The organism is Arthrobacter sp. G.S.26 (assembly GCF_050847375.1).
In the GTDB taxonomy this organism is placed as follows: Bacteria; Actinomycetota; Actinomycetes; order Actinomycetales; family Micrococcaceae; genus Arthrobacter.
Genome location: NZ_CP193752.1, coordinates 3,232,878 through 3,247,291, shown reverse-complemented (window position 1 = coordinate 3,247,291; position 14,414 = coordinate 3,232,878). Strand labels below are relative to the sequence as shown.

Annotated in this window: 12 protein-coding genes; 8 read left to right on the top strand and 4 right to left on the bottom strand. The window is 67.2% G+C overall.

Going from position 1 to position 14,414, the window contains the following annotated elements:
- Positions 1 to 6 precede the first annotated feature (6 nt).
- Positions 7 to 261, bottom strand: a complete 255-nt coding sequence (locus tag ACRB8A_RS14935; protein ID WP_432244991.1) for a hypothetical protein — start codon at positions 259 to 261, stop codon at positions 7 to 9.
- Positions 262 to 2,329: 2,068 nt separating this feature from the next.
- On the opposite strand from ACRB8A_RS14935, the gene ACRB8A_RS14930 reads away from it, so the two are divergent.
- Genes ACRB8A_RS14930 through ACRB8A_RS14915 form a run of 4 tightly spaced genes read left to right on the top strand, consistent with a single transcriptional unit; the run spans position 2,330 to position 8,349 of the window.
- On the top strand, positions 2,330 to 4,351 hold the full coding sequence (locus ACRB8A_RS14930; protein WP_432244990.1) for a hypothetical protein: 2,022 nt from the start codon (positions 2,330 to 2,332) through the stop codon (positions 4,349 to 4,351).
- Positions 4,341 to 6,029, top strand: coding sequence for an ArnT family glycosyltransferase (locus ACRB8A_RS14925; protein ID WP_432244989.1), 1,689 nt, complete (start codon positions 4,341 to 4,343; stop codon positions 6,027 to 6,029). The genes ACRB8A_RS14930 and ACRB8A_RS14925 overlap by 11 nt, the downstream gene beginning before the upstream one ends.
- Entirely contained in the window at positions 6,029 to 8,011 is a 1,983-nt protein-coding gene (locus ACRB8A_RS14920; RefSeq protein ID WP_432244988.1) for a glycosyltransferase family 2 protein, read from the top strand. Before ACRB8A_RS14925 ends, ACRB8A_RS14920 begins: the two co-directional genes overlap by 1 nt.
- Entirely contained in the window at positions 8,008 to 8,349 is a 342-nt protein-coding gene (locus ACRB8A_RS14915) for an Hpt domain-containing protein (RefSeq protein ID WP_432244987.1), read from the top strand. Before ACRB8A_RS14920 ends, ACRB8A_RS14915 begins: the two co-directional genes overlap by 4 nt.
- Before the next feature lie 80 nt (positions 8,350 to 8,429).
- Here ACRB8A_RS14915 and ACRB8A_RS14910 read toward each other — a convergent pair whose 3' ends face one another.
- The gene (locus ACRB8A_RS14910; protein ID WP_432244986.1) at positions 8,430 to 9,167 is read right to left on the bottom strand and encodes an ANTAR domain-containing protein; all 738 of its coding nucleotides are present in this window, start codon (positions 9,165 to 9,167) and stop codon (positions 8,430 to 8,432) included.
- Between the two features lie 211 nt (positions 9,168 to 9,378).
- On the opposite strand from ACRB8A_RS14910, the gene ACRB8A_RS14905 reads away from it, so the two are divergent.
- From ACRB8A_RS14905 to ACRB8A_RS14895, 3 genes are all read left to right on the top strand, one after another.
- Positions 9,379 to 10,635, top strand: coding sequence for a glycoside hydrolase family 26 protein (locus ACRB8A_RS14905; protein WP_432244985.1), 1,257 nt, complete (start codon positions 9,379 to 9,381; stop codon positions 10,633 to 10,635).
- A 73-nt stretch (positions 10,636 to 10,708) separates the two neighbouring features.
- Complete coding sequence (locus tag ACRB8A_RS14900; protein WP_432244984.1) at positions 10,709 to 11,113, top strand: DUF6855 family protein; 405 nt, start codon at positions 10,709 to 10,711, stop codon at positions 11,111 to 11,113.
- 137 nt (positions 11,114 to 11,250) lie between these two features.
- Positions 11,251 to 12,054 (top strand): hypothetical protein, encoded by an 804-nt coding sequence (locus tag ACRB8A_RS14895; RefSeq protein ID WP_285240481.1) that lies wholly within the window; start codon positions 11,251 to 11,253, stop codon positions 12,052 to 12,054.
- Between the two features lie 60 nt (positions 12,055 to 12,114).
- Here ACRB8A_RS14895 and ACRB8A_RS14890 read toward each other — a convergent pair whose 3' ends face one another.
- A complete protein-coding gene (locus tag ACRB8A_RS14890) occupies positions 12,115 to 12,549 on the bottom strand; it encodes a hypothetical protein (protein WP_285240482.1) in 435 nt (144 codons plus the stop codon).
- Positions 12,550 to 12,702: 153 nt separating this feature from the next.
- On the opposite strand from ACRB8A_RS14890, the gene ACRB8A_RS14885 reads away from it, so the two are divergent.
- Positions 12,703 to 13,476 carry a response regulator transcription factor gene (locus tag ACRB8A_RS14885; protein WP_432244983.1) on the top strand — a complete coding sequence of 258 codons (774 nt, stop codon included), beginning with the start codon at positions 12,703 to 12,705 and terminating at the stop codon, positions 13,474 to 13,476.
- A 66-nt stretch (positions 13,477 to 13,542) separates the two neighbouring features.
- Here ACRB8A_RS14885 and ACRB8A_RS14880 read toward each other — a convergent pair whose 3' ends face one another.
- On the bottom strand, positions 13,543 to 14,160 hold the full coding sequence (locus ACRB8A_RS14880; RefSeq protein WP_432244982.1) for a TasA family protein: 618 nt from the start codon (positions 14,158 to 14,160) through the stop codon (positions 13,543 to 13,545).
- Positions 14,161 to 14,414: the final 254 nt, after the last annotated feature.

Sequence of the window (14,414 nt, the reverse complement as noted above, 5' to 3'; positions counted from 1 at the left end):
TCCCGACTAACGCGTACGCCTCGCTTTCTCGAGCGCCAAGAGTGCGGCGTTCTGTGTCTGGAGTGCGGCCAGCACAGCATCCATCTCAGAATCGCTCAGATTATTCGCGAAGCAGATGTCCGCGACCTGGATGCGGATGTATGCTGTCGTTCGACGGCCTTGCTCAACCGCGCCCAGCTGATCCGTGGTAGCCGCACCGGCTGAGACGTTCAGCTGGGTGCCGTCCTGTTCGGTGCGTGCGTCACCGGTTGTGTTCCTCATGATGAGGACGCGAACTCTCCGGGTGCCAGTGCTTGCACCGGTGGCGTTGCGGGTTCTGTGTAGTGCGAAGCGACCCTTCCAGTCGAGGTCAGCCAAAGCAGGCCGACGTGTGTGGCGTCTGTACCCCCAGATGAACCTGAGGAAATGAGCCCGTGATTTGTAGTGGGTGCATCCGCCATGACCCGGTAGACGACAGCGCGGGAGCGGTACGCGGGGACGGCGATGTTATAGAGGGGGTCATCAACGCCGTCAGACTTCACGGCGCAATTGCCTGCCAGTGCGCGGACAACTGGTCGGTTTCCTGCGGTCGGGTGCCCAAGCGCGTACCTGGGTTCCCGTCCGACCATGAGGAGACTGCCGTGGCGTCAGGTAGAACGAGCTCGTTGGCCTCCCAACGGAGAGCGGACGGCGCCCCGACGCTTGCCCGAACATTTTAGGTCACCAGTTGGATGCGCCGCAGTTGCCACCGCGTCCTTGAGGACGGGGAGGTCCGAGAACTCCACATGAACGACGGTGGCCCCGATCCAGCCAAGGTATATGCGAAGCTGCACACGCGCAGCCTCTACCGCCGAGCGGAACGTTGTCAGCAAAATTTCCCCGGACACCCGCATCGGCATCGGGCTGGCGTTACTCGTAGTCGGCTGCGTCACCTCCCACTCGCTAGATGCCGGGTAGAGCGATTATGCCTTTTTAGTACGGTCCCGCAGCGTCGAGCTGCTGCACTGGCAACACCGGTGCGCCGGAGGTGGACCCGCCCTGTAAACATCAGCCACGACCCCTTGATTCTCGCAGATGCTTTCACGATGTCACCGGCGGAAACAAAAACCCTCCCCGTACTTCACACCCGGGTTATCCCCAAGATCGCGGTCAGTGACGTGTTGCCTGCGATGCCGATTTCGGCGTTATTTCCGTTGCCGCGGTCAGCAGGGGGTAGGTAATTGTCGCACCACCCGATGCCGACGCCCACCCAGCCCCTGCGCTGAGAAATGCAGGGTTGTCGATGCAGCGGCGGGCATCTTTCGAGAACGACGTGAGCGGGCAACGTGACACTGCGATTACCGGCGCAATTGCGTCAGCGTTGGCCTCCCTGATGGCCGACCCGGCTATCAAATAGCGGATGCCGTCGAGGGTTGCTCCGTAGATGGGCCAGCCTGTTGCGGGGTCGAGAAGTGGCGTCCACGTGTCAATGCCAACCACGACAGGGCGGTAGATGCCAGGTCCCCGTTCCACCTGTTGACCTCGTCCACGATGGCTCGCCTGGCGGTTGTGGCGACGGTGGAGCGGGGCGGATCATTTGAACTGCCACGCGGGCACCGATTCACAGGGGAAGGGCCAGCGTAGATTCTCCGTCAGCAACGATATGCGCGACCATCCGGCCAGCACCGATGTCGTTAGTGGGCCAATGATGATGAGGTTGGCGCGTACGCCACGACGTCCGGTGTGAAGCGAGCGAGCAGCTGGTCCCACCGCTGACCGCCAACGCCAGAGTTCGCAGAAGTTTCAGACCCTTGCTCTGCGCACCTGAGAAGCCGTTCATCCAGTGGAACCAGCCGCGGGCACGGAGCGCTCCGCTCCCTAACGGGTCGAGCGTGTCCGGGCTCTGCCCATTCTGTTCCTACAAAGACAACTGTGGGGGCACGAACGCTGACTTCATCGACAGAGCTTCGGGGCCGTACGTAGCCGAAGGTTCCGTACTGCCGTGGCCTTCAAAACCCGGTACCCCCACTGATCTTGACCCAATTCGGCACCCTTCCTCCGCAAAACCCTGAGCTTCGCCCCATAGCTTGACGTCATCACCAATCGGACGGAGCAGGGCATGGACATCACCGAATACGCAATGGCACTGGGCGGCATGCTGGGTTCCCTCGGAGTGATGGCCCTAGTGGCCGTCGGCATAATCCGCGCCAAGTCCCGCCACTGACGGCCCGGACCGCATCAGCGCCAGCGGACCGCGACGCCGCACAAGATAGCGCGTCAACCGGCCAACCCCGGGATGTTGAGCGGATCTTGACGCAACCTTGAGTGCAGCTGCAGCACTACCTTGAAGTTGCCCCGGCAGGCTGGACGGATGCTCTCACATATCCGGGCCGGAGGCCTGACCCTTTCCTGCGCCGCGCTCCTTGTTGCCGGCACTGTCTTCTCCTCCACAGCAGCCAGCGCGGCGCAGCCCGCGCCTGCCCCGGCAACCGGTGGCAGCGCCGCGCAGCAGGCCGCCACCCGGGCCGCCGGAAACCTCGGCTCTGTCTCCTCCTTCCCCGGCCAGGCCGCGCAGCTGCTCACCATCCCGGTTCTCGCCGGCCTGCAGCCCACCCGCGTCACCGGCACCATCGAAGCTCCCAGCCAGACCGCCGGGACCATCCGCGTCACCGCCCGGGGCCGGGTTCTGCTCGAAGCCCCCGCCGCTGCAGCCCTCGCCCTGGACGCACCGCTCACCCCGGCAGACGTCTCCGGAAACGAGGTGGTCCTGGGCCTGGAATATCTGCCCGCCGTCCGTGACGTCTGCACCGCCGCCGGCTCCGGCGCCACCCTCAGCAACGTGGCCCTCGCCACCGCAGGGACCGAAACGCTCCCCACCACGGTGGCCGGCTTCCTGGCCCCGTCCGTTCCCGCCGTGTTCATCCCGGTGCCGGCCGATCCGGCGTCGGACGTCTCCGCCGCGATCCTTTCCGCCTCCGCCGCCATGACCCACCGCTACCCCAACGCCGCCGTCACCGTGCTCCCCGCCGCAGACCTCGCAGCCGCCGCCGCCGACGCGCCCAGCGGATCCCGCATCATCACCATCAGCGCCGGAACCGGTGCCGCCGGAACCACCCTGACCACCGAAGCCGGCCGCCCCGCCCTGGCCATCAGCGGCTCCGGCGAGGAACTCCGCACCGCAGCTCAGGCGCTGGCCAGCCCCCAGGCAGCCCTGGCCGACTCCGGCACCGTCACCGGCATGACCGCGGCCGCACCCGCCGCCGCCGGACCCGAACAGACCCTGGCCGATCTTGGCGCCACCGGCATCCGGCTGGCCGGTTACGGAACGCAGGAAGCCTACCTGGGGATCAGCCAGTCCCAGTTCGGCGGCCCCGTCTCCGCGTGGACCGCGCAGATCCGCGGCACCCACACCGCCATCCCCACCGGCGGCCAGGCCAGCCTTTCCGTGTACTGGAACGACTACCTGCTCAGCTCCCAGACCCTGGACGGCGACACCTTCGACATCACCGCCGCCGTGCCTGCCGGCCAGATCCAGGCCCGCAACGGCCTGCGCCTGCGCCTCACCGCGCTGCCCGCCGGCGGCGACTGCTCCGGCCCCGCCGGCCTGCTCCCCATGGAACTGACCGTGGACACCACGGGCAGCAAACTCACCGGCGAGCGGGGCCACTCCGTCAAGCCCGGCTTCGCCCGCTTCCCCCAGGTGCTGGGCGGCAGCCTTCCCGTAGCGTTCGACGACGGCGCCTCACCTCAGGAGAACACCGTCAACGCCGCTGCACTCACCGCAGCCCTGCAGCGCGACTCCGCCACGCTCCTGGACATCAGCCTCACCGACCCCACCGCGCTCCTCGACTCCAGCAACTCCGGGCTCCTGGTGGGCGCCACCGCCGCAACCGCGGAGAAGGCCGCCGCCCCGCTCCGCCTCGCCGAATTCCGCAGCGTGGCCGCCCGGGACATCGAATTCGGCGTCGGCACCAGCGCCCCCTACGGCGTGCTGGAGGCCTTCGAGCACAACGGCCGCAACCTGCTGCTGCTGGGCGGCTGGGCCCCCGGCGCCGCCCAGTCCGGCACACCCACCGGCACCCTACAGGCCGGCCTGGCATCCTTTGTCCAGCAACAGGACGGCGGCTGGAGCGCCCTCTCCCGGAACCTGCTGGTCACCCAGACCACTGGCGCCCCGGTGCTGCTCGAGACCAACGCCGTCACGCCCCAAGCCGAAGTGACGGACGGGTACCGGCCACTGGCGCTGTGGATTGCCGCCGCCGCGGGCATCCTGGCGCTGACTTTCCTGGGCCGCATCCTGCTCCGCCGCCGGCACCGCCGGCAGGCAGCCGCGTTCGCCGATGCCAAGGCGGCCCAGGCCGTCGAGGCGGCAGAGCCCACCCATGGCAGCTGACCTTCTGGCGGCTGACCGTCAGGCGGAACCTGCCATCGCGGGGGAGCGGGCAGCGCGCCACCTCAGGTGGTGGGCCGCACTCGGCGAACCGGTCCGCGGCCGCCACGTCCCCGGCACCGCCGTCATCGCTGTGACCGCCGCGGCCATTGGCTTCCTGGCCTGCCTGTACACCACCGGCAACGGCAGCAACCTGGACTACTCGGACGGGCAAAGCCACCTCACCATCGCCCGCCGCGTCTTCGACAGCAAATCCCCGGGCTTCGAGCAGCTTGGCACCGTCTGGCTGCCCGTGCCGCACCTGCTGCTGATGCCCTTTGTGGTGAACCTGTGGATGTTCAGCAGCGGCTGGGGTGCCGGCCTGCTGGGCATCCTGGCTCTTGCCGCCACTGCCTCGGGCCTGTACCGAATCGCGGCGCGCCTGGGCTACGGCCGGTCCGGCCGCCTTGCTGCGGTCCTGGTGCTCCTGGCCAACCCGGCCATCCTGTACACCTACACCACCGCCCTGACCGAGCCCGTGCTGCTGATGTGCCTGGTGGCCGGCATGGCCGGGCTGGCGCACTGGGCCACCAGCCGGCGCCGGATGAGCGCCGGCGAACTGGCTGTTTTCGCCGGCATCCCCTCCGGCGCCGCGGTCCTGTCCCGCTACGAAGGCTGGGCCCTGGTCCTCACCGGCACCATTTTTGTCCTGGTGGCGGAAATGCGCCGCTCCGGGCAATGGCGGGAGGCCATCACCATGGCCGCCGGCTACGCCATGGTGCCTGCCGCTGCCGTGCTCTGGTGGCTCTCCTACAACTGGGCCATCTACGGCAGCCCGCTGGAGTTTATGTTTGGCCAGTACTCCGCCTACGCCCAGCAGAAAAACATCACCGACGGCGGCCTGCTGCCCACCAAGGGCAACCTGGGCCTGACCCTGTGGACCTTCCACTGGTCCCTGCTGGAAACGATGGGGATCGCGGTCCTCGCCGCAGCTGCCTGCGGCGCCGTGGTGGTGGTGTTCCGCCGGGGCCTGGCCACCAGCACCCTGCTCATCGCCGTGACCGGAAGTGCCTACGCGTTCGCCCTGGTGAGCCTGTTCCTGGGGCAAACCGCCATCAACAACGACCATTCCCTCCCCAGCACCTGGTGGAACAACCGCTTCGCCCTCACCGCGCTTCCGTTGGTGGCGGTCCTGGTGGCGGCCTTTGTGCATCAGGTGACCCGCCGGCGTCAGACGCGTCCCTGGCTTGCCGGCGCGCTCCTCCTGGCCCTCGCCCTGCAAAACGTGTGGTGGCTGCAGGACCCCACCGGCCGGCTGGCCATCCTGGCGGAAGGGAACATGTCCCACGTGTCCAACACCCACTCGTTCGCCGCCGCCCGCTGGCTGAAGGCGCATTACACCGGTGGCGGGATCCTGATGGATGAGAGCGCCCGCGGCAACGCCGTGCTGCCCACCATGGGCATCCCGCTGCACAACATCTACAACCGGGCCTCCGGGGACCACTTTGCCCCGGCCCTGGCGGACCCTGCCCGCTACGCGGAATGGGTGTTCGTCAATGTGGAAGCCGGCGCGGGGCCGCAGGATTCCGGCTTCACGGACCTGGCCTACGAGGCCATCAGCGCCGACCCCACCTTCAATTCCCGGTACTCCGTGGTGTTTTCCAGCCCCACCCACCGGATCTACGAAAGGTCCACGGACTGATGCCCCGCCACGCAGCACCTTCAGTTGACCGGCCCACCGACCTATCCGGCATGGGCCCCCAGTCCCTGGCACTGGGCCAGACCCTGCTCGAGGCGGGGCTGATCACCACGGCCCAGCTGGACCGCGCGCTCCTCCGTGCCCGCACGGAGGGCGGCCTCCTGGGCCGGCACATCATCCTGGAAACGGGCCTGAACCGGCGGCACGTGTACCAGGTCCTGGCCGAGCAGTGGGACGCGCCGCTGGTGGACCTGGTGGCGCACCCGTCCGACGACGCCCTGCTGGAACAGCTGCACTTCGATGAGGTCTCCGAACCCGGCTGGCTGCCGTGGCACCTGGCGGACGGCGTCCTGACCGTGGCCACCGCCGTCAAACCCACCGAGGACATCCGGCAGGCTGCCCTGCGCATCACCGGCGCGGAGGCCGTGGAGTTCCGGACCACCACGGACTGGGACATCAACCACTCCATCCAGCGGGCCTTCCGCAACCACCTGCTCTACGAATCCGCCGAGCGGCTGGCTGAGGAACAGCCCAACGACTCCGCCCGGACCGCCCTGAACCGCTGGCAGCGCTGGCTCCCGGCGGTGCTGCTGTCAGTTTTCCTGACCGGGCTGGTGCTGGCGCCGCAGCTGACGGCCATTGTGCTGCTCACGGCCGTCAACGTGGTGTTCCTGGTGAGCATCGGCTTCAAAAGCGTAGCCAGCCTCCGCCAGCCGTTCGACTACCTGCACGACCGCGCGGCAGCCAAGGCCCAGGCCCGGGAACTCCTGCAGCGGGGGCTGCCCCCGGCGGAAGCCGAGCGGATAGCCGACGGCGACCTGCCCGTGTACACCATCCTGATCCCGGTGTTCCGCGAGGCCAACATCATCGACAAGCTCCTCACCAACCTGGGGCAGCTGGACTACCCGCGCTCCAAACTGGACGTCCTGGTGCTGCTGGAGGAGGACGACACCGAGACCATCGAGGCCGCGAAACGGTCCCGGCCGCCCGAATACGTCCGGATCCTGGTGGTGCCCCGCGGCGACCCGCAGACCAAGCCGCGGGCCTGCAATTACGGGCTCACCTTCGCTCGGGGCGAGTACGTGGTGATTTACGACGCCGAGGACCGCCCCGACCCGGGGCAGCTGCGGGCCGCGATTGCCGCCTTCCGCCAGGACGCCTTCGAGCGGCGCTACCTGGAAACCTCCAAGAAGCCGCTGATCTGCGTGCAGGCCGCGCTGAACTACTTCAACGCGGACCAGAACGTCCTCACCCGGCTGTTCACCATCGAGTACACCCACTGGTTTGATTCCATGCTGCCCGGCCTTGACCGGTCCGGGATTCCGCTGCCGCTGGGCGGGACATCCAACCACTTCGACACCCGGCTGCTGAAGCTCGTAGGGGCCTGGGACCCGTGGAACGTCACCGAGGACGCCGACCTGGGGCTCCGCGCCGCCGTGGAAGGCTACCGGGTGGGCGTCATCAACTCCACCACCTGGGAGGAAGCCTGCTCCCAGGTTCCGGCCTGGATCAAACAACGCACCCGCTGGATCAAGGGCTACATGATCACCGCCGCCGTCAACACCCGCAACTCCATCCGCTACGTCCGGCGCACCGGGGTGCCCGGCGCCGTTGGCTTCCTGGGCCTGATCCTGGGCACACCCCTGGCTTTCCTGGCCTACCCGCTGGTCCTCGGGTTCACCATCGTCACGTACGTGGGCTACAACTTTGTGGGCCTGGTGCTGCCGCAGTGGCTGCTGTGGGGAGGAGTGGTGTCCATGCTGTTCGGCAACCTGCTGATGATCCTGGTGTCCGGCATCGCCACCTGGCGCCGGCACGGCTGGCGCATCGCCATCTTCGCCCTGCTCAACCCCGCGTACTGGGTGCTGCACGCGGTGGCCGCCTGGCGCGCCGCCTGGCAGATGCTCACCAGCCCGCACAAGTGGGAGAAGACCCCGCACGGGCTTGAAGCCGAGTATCACGACGACGGCCGGTGGGCCGCATGAGCGCCTGCCTGCCGGTCCTGGACCCGGCCTGCCTGCGCGAACTGGGTGAGGAGCTGGGCGACCCCGCCGGGGCTGCGGCCTTCCTGGATGGGTACCGCGAGCTGCTGCCGGTCCGCATGGACAGCATCAGCCACGCCGTCGCGGCGCAGGACTTCGAGGCGGCCATGGACAGGGTTCTGAGCCTGAAAGTCACCTCCACCATGGTGGGTGCCCGGCAGCTGGCCGGCCTGTCCACCGAGCTGGAACACCTGGTGCGGGCGGAGAGCTGGGCCGCGGCCGGCGTGGCCATGCACGGCCTGGCCCTTGCGGTGGCGGCGCTGACCCCGGTGCTGACATAGGGGAAGCCTGCCCTGTTAGTGGTGCCGCGGGCGCAGGAAACGGGCGGTGGGTCAGAGGGGCAAACCGGATCGCTACAGGACTAACGTCCCGGATTGCCCCTCTGGGTGGCGGGGAGGTCCTTGAGGACCCCTTCCGCCACGCTGCGGACGTGCAGGTTGCGATGGCGGGAGGCGCTGGCAAGCTTGCTGAAGGCGTCCGGGTAGGAACACCGCGTCTGGGCCATGATCACCCCGCACGCCACATCGATGGATTTCCGGGCTTCCAGGACTGCCTTGAGGTTGTCCCCGGCAGCCCGGATCCCATGGACTTCGATGGCAAGTTTGAGGCTCTGCGACGCAACGGCGGCGAACCGGTGGGCTTCCGTCACCACTTCCGGGGAGAACTGGAATCCTGCAGGGCCCAGGAGTGTCAGGGCGCAGGATGAGGTTTCGTCCAGCCGGACGGGGACGGCCAGGGATCCGCCGTACGTTCCCACCACCACGGACCCGGCAGAACCAAGCGCGTCCGCCATGGGCCCGCCGTCTTCCAACGCCGCGAGAGTTGCGGCCCGTCGGTTGTTGGCTGAGATCATGGCGGGGCGCCGGTCCCGGTTCAGTGTGGCGGCGCAGTCGATCTCGACGCCGGCCAGTCCGCTGATGGCGTGCGCCGCAGCTTGGGTGAGTTTCCGCAGGGAGTCCTGGACGGTCTCGGTGCCGGTCAGCAGGTCCAGCAGGTACGCGGCATGGGCCGCAGGCATGGTGAGGATCTCCGCCTGGGGTTCGGCATCAGCCACTACCCGCAGGGCCCGCTCTTTGACAATTGCCGGCCGAACTCCCATTTTCCTGCCCCCGATTTCACGATTTTTCAAACCACGGATGCGGCTAAACCCTCCAGCAAAACTTAGCTGCGGGCCCGGAGCCCCCACACGAGTAGTGAGTACTCGAGTTTTCTGCGGGACGCCACGGCAAGTACCCGGGCCACTACCCGGATCCTGCGGCCCGGCCACGTAAAGTGAGGTAAACCCGCAGGTCAGGAAGGTCCACCGTCGTATGTCACCTGATACACCCGACATCTCAACTCCAGGCTCAGCACCGGAGCGCCGCAGCCTGCGCGGCTTTGTCCTTCCGGCTGTCGCGTTTGTGGTGGCCGCAGGGATCGGGACGGCCAGCATTGTCTCCGGGATCAACGCCCGGGACGAGGCCGAAAAGGCTGCCGGGCCCACCCTGCCCGCGTGTGTGGCGCCGGACCGCGCAGGCCTGGTGCCGGCGTCGGGCGCTTTATTCGGGGTGAACCTGGACCTGCACAACAAACCCCTGGCCCAGTACGCCGCGGACCTGGGCCACAAGCCGGCCGTCAGCGTCTCCTTCGCCGGCTTCCCTTACACCGCCCAGGAGAAGACGGACCTGGCCCACGCCGCGGACCAGATCCGCGCGGACGGGCAGATGATGCTGCTGACCCTGGAGCCCATGAACGGCCTGGGCGCCGTCACGGATGAGGCGGTAGCGGCGCTCGCCGATGACCTGGCCGCCTTCAACGCGGACGGTGTGCCGGTTATTGTCCGCTTCGCGCACGAGATGAACGGTTCCTGGTACCCCTGGGCGCAGCAGCCCCTGGCCTACAAGGCGGCGTTCACCAGGATGGCGGACGCCGTCCATAAGGTGGCGCCGGCCTCCGCCATGATGTGGGCGCCCAACTATGCCGGCGGCTACCCGTTTGCCGGCGGCACGTTCGAGGCCAAGCCCGGGACCCCGGAATTCGACGCCCTGGATACGGACGACGACGGCGCCCTCACCATGGCGGACGATTCCTACGCCCCGTATTACCCCGGCGACGCCGCGGTGGACTGGGTGGGCATGTCCCTGTACCACTGGGGCGCCACCTACCCGTGGGGCGAAAACGAACTGCCCGAGCCCAACAAGTTCACGGACCAGCTCAGCGGCTCCTACGTGGGGGCCAACGGCGACGACAGCCTGCTCCCGGACTTCTACGCTGTGTACGGGACGGAGCACGGCAAGCCCGTGGCCATCCCGGAAACTGCTGCCCTGTACGCGCCGGCCGCCGGCGGGGCCGCAGAAATGGACATCAAAAAAGCGTGGTGGGAACAGCTGTTCAACCCCGCCCTGGCCACCGCGTACCCGCAGTTGAAGATGATCAACTGGTTCGAATGGGACAAGACCGAGGTGGAGGTCAACGGCAGGGTGGACTGGACGGTGACCAACACCCCGGCCGTCCGCGAGGCGTTCACCGCAGCGCTCCCGGATTGGCTCAGCTACGGGCCGGCCGGGTCCTGCCGCCCGGCGGACTGAGCCTGGCCTTTTCCCCTACACGGACCGGCACTACGCTGGCGCCATAGCCCGCACTCACTGGAACAGGATCATCATGGCCGACGGAACCAAAACTGACCCCTGGACCCTGGCGACAGCCCCCGGGTCCTCGACGTACACGATGTACCGCGATCCTGACTCCGACCCGCCGGCACTGGTGTGCCAGGTGGGATCCACCACCCTGAAGTACCAGCTCCGGGCCGTGGAGGACCTGCATGCCTGGCTGATCGAGCAGGGCGACTGGGTGCATCTGGGGGCCGCAGACGAAAACAAGCCGGCAGCCGACGGCACCGTGGAGGCCTGGGGCCGCGACCCCGCCAACCCGGTGGGTGGCTGGTACGGGCTCCGCAAGGGCTACCGGGGACGCTTCGGTATGTACCTGCCGCCGCTCCTTGAAGCGCTGGGCCTGGCCGAACTGACGCACGACAAGCGGAACAACAGCGTCCGCGGCGTCGGCTGACGCGGCCCCTCCCGGCTAGCCGCCCCTTCCGGGCAGCGGCTGCCTGAGGTCCGTCTTGAAAAGTTCCCTTACGGCCCCACATGACGGACCGCGGAACCACAAAATAGCCGCAATTTGCTTCTTCTTTCCTGGGATTCATGGGTGAATCGATCATGGAACAGAAAGCTGGCGCTTCCGCGGGTGCTACACCGCCCCCTGGAGTATGGGTTGCTGTCTCAGCTGCATTGGCAGTTGTCGTCTCGATCTTCGCGGGGCTGGGTATCGAGCAGGATCTTTTACGCAGGATGGTCCGCAACGATCCTGACGGCGTCGCCTGGGCGGTAGGGCTTGTCATTGTGGGTGCCGCCCTCCCGGTGATTCTTCTCCTGGTGAAGCTATCCGGCCGCCGGGCCTGGGCAACCACGCTGACAAGCGTGGTCACCGTGTTCTCTGCGCTCCTGGTCGTCGTGGGGATGATCAACGTGCTCCGCACCGGCACGGAGAGTCTTCACTCGCGGGACATGCCCAGCTTGTCCCTGTCGGCTGTGAAATCCCCCTCAGGGGCGGTAACCGTCACCTCGGAGGCAAAAGCGCCGGCTTTGCGAAGCACCGAAAAAATGCTGCTTCGTATCTACGGCATTGGGCCGTCGGCTTCCGAAGACCTGAACGTTGATTCGCTGTGCCGCGACAGTAGGTGGCCAGACATCAGGGGATCCGCGTCCGGTTCCGGTGTCCTGCAATGGGGTGAGTCGGGTCCCGACAAAACAGGAACCGCGTCGGTTCAGGAAAGCCTTGTGGTTAACAGCAACGACTACCGCTTTGTCTGCGCTTATGCAGTTCTTTTCAACGCACCCAACGAACGGCCCTACGCTGCGTGGTCGGTCATTGATTTGAGAAGCCTCCAAGGCTCAACGCCGGCGGCAGCGGCCCCGTCATCCGAGCCAACGGCGCCGGCGCCATAAAGTCACCAACCGTGCTGCCTTGCAGCCGCGGTCTGCGGGTGGAGCCTTGGTCAGCCTTGGTCAGCAGGTGTAGGTGCCGGTGTACGGATCGCCGATCCAGGTTCCCACCATGGCGACAAGGGCATACGTGTAGGTGCCGTTACGGAGGGTAGAGCTTTTGGTCAGGGAAAGGGTGTTTCCCTGGATGTTTTGGGACGAGGAGCTGCCGTCCGGTGCTGTGACGGTGAGCTTATAGCCCGTTGCCCGGGCCACTTTGCCGTAAGCGGTGATATTGATGGTGGAACCGTAGGGCCTGGTGGTGTCGCAGGAATAGGTGCCGGAGATCGTGGCCGGAGCGGGAATGGAGTAGGTTCCGGTGGACAGCGCGGCTGATGCTGTCGAGTTGAAGGCGGCCTGGGCCACGGCGGGGGTGGCGGCCAGGAACAGGGCCACGACGACTGCCGCGAGAAGGCGCCGCAGGCGCAGTGCAGCGCGTGGGGGTCTGCTCGTCTTCATGATGATGATGCCCTTCGTTGTTTTCGTCTAAGTCCATTCTTGTTGCCTGGTTTCAACCTCCGCCGTGCAGGAGTTCAAGGTTTCCTCAATTCGAAGACGCCCGCCGGGGCGGTGCAGCGAAAAACCCGGCGGATTTTCTGGCAGGGTAAGGGCATGGGAAGTGAACTGATAAACCGTAAAGCCGTGGTGGTCGAGGACGACATGGACATCCGGTTGCTACTGGTCCGGACGCTGACCATGCAGGGTTTCGACGTGGTGGCCGCAGCCGACGGCGCCGAAGGCCTGGCCCTGATCCGCGAACACGAGCCGGACCTGGTCACCCTTGACCTGAACCTCCCCGACCTTGACGGGACGGAGGTGTGCCGGCGGCTGCGGGTCTTCTCCGACGCCTACGTGGTGATGATCACCGCCCGCGCCGATGAGATCGACGAGCTTCTGGGGCTGCAGATCGGTGCTGATGACTTTGTCACCAAGCCCTTCAGCCCGCGTTCCCTGGCGGCCCGGATAACGGCGATGTTCCGCAGGCCGCGCCCCAGCAGGATCGGTTCAGATCCCGAGCCGGCCGGCGAACCCCCTGCGGCGGAACCTGCGGATCCGCGTGCAGTCCCGGACGGCGCGGCCGTTCACGGTGTGGTCCGTCTTGATACCGAATCCCGGACAGCACAGGTGGCGGGGACGGAACTGGTGCTGACCCGCACCGAATTCGACCTGCTGGCCGCGTTCCTGGGCGCTCCCCGCCGGGTCTGGACCAAAGAGTCCCTGCTGCGGCTGGTGTGGGGCGACGAGTGGGCCACCGACGAGCACCTGGTGGAAGTCCATATCGGCAACCTCCGCCGGAAGATCCGTGACGGCGGGGCCGCAACGCAGATCATCCGAACAGTGCGCGGTGTGGGCTACGGCCTGGTGCCTGCGTCCGTTTTGTCCTAACGCGGGACGGGCCCAACCCCACCGGACTTGGTTGCCCGGGGGCATCCGCGCCGCTGTGCGGACCTGTTACTTGTTGGTGGCGGTGCGCTGGGTGCCGGTGAAGCTGAAGCCGATGGTGTCGGAGAGGCCCTGGAAGGTGTTGTCCGCGGCGGCGGGGAGGTTCACGGTGACGCGCAGGTTGTCGGCGGCGGCGGAAGTCAGGGAGTTCAGGCCGGCCAAGGCCATGTTCGCGCCGGCGACGGGGCGGGGGGCGAGCACTGAGGTGACGGTGCCGGCGCAGGTGTAGGTCAGGGCGGTGGTGCCGGCCTCGGTCCACGGGACGGAGCAGGCGTCGATGGCCAGCTGGAGGCCGTTGACGGTGTCCGTGTCGAGTTTGGTGGAGGGCGAAGCGACGGTGGTCAGGGTCACGGCGGAGAGGTTCTGGTTGCCGGTGTTGGACAGGGTCACTGCGCGCTGGACGCTGTCGCCGGCGACCAGGCCGGTTGCTGCGACGTTGAGGCGGTTGGCGGCCGTGCCGGTGGCGCCGACGGCGACGTTCACGGTGCCGGAGGCGACGGTTTCGCTGGCGCTGGTGGTGGAGGTGAAGGCGCCGTAGGTGCCCAGGCCGGCGACGGATGCTGCGGCGGCGATCAGGGCGGTGGAGGCGAGGACTTTGCCGGTGGTGGACTTGAGGTTGAGACCCATGATGGTGATCCGTTCGTGGTGGCCGGCCGTGCGGCCTGCAGAGTGTGGGGGCCAGCCCCATCGGCTGACAACAACAACTTTGCCGTCCCAGTTTCAAGGCCAGCACCCATCCCTGAACAAGAAAAGTTCAAGACTCCTTCAAGACCTCAACCCACCATCAACATCCCCGCCAGGACGAGGAAAATCCCGCACAAACCGGCGCTGCCGGGTTACCGCATGGCGGCCGCCACTGCAGTGAAGGCCGGGCCTGCGGT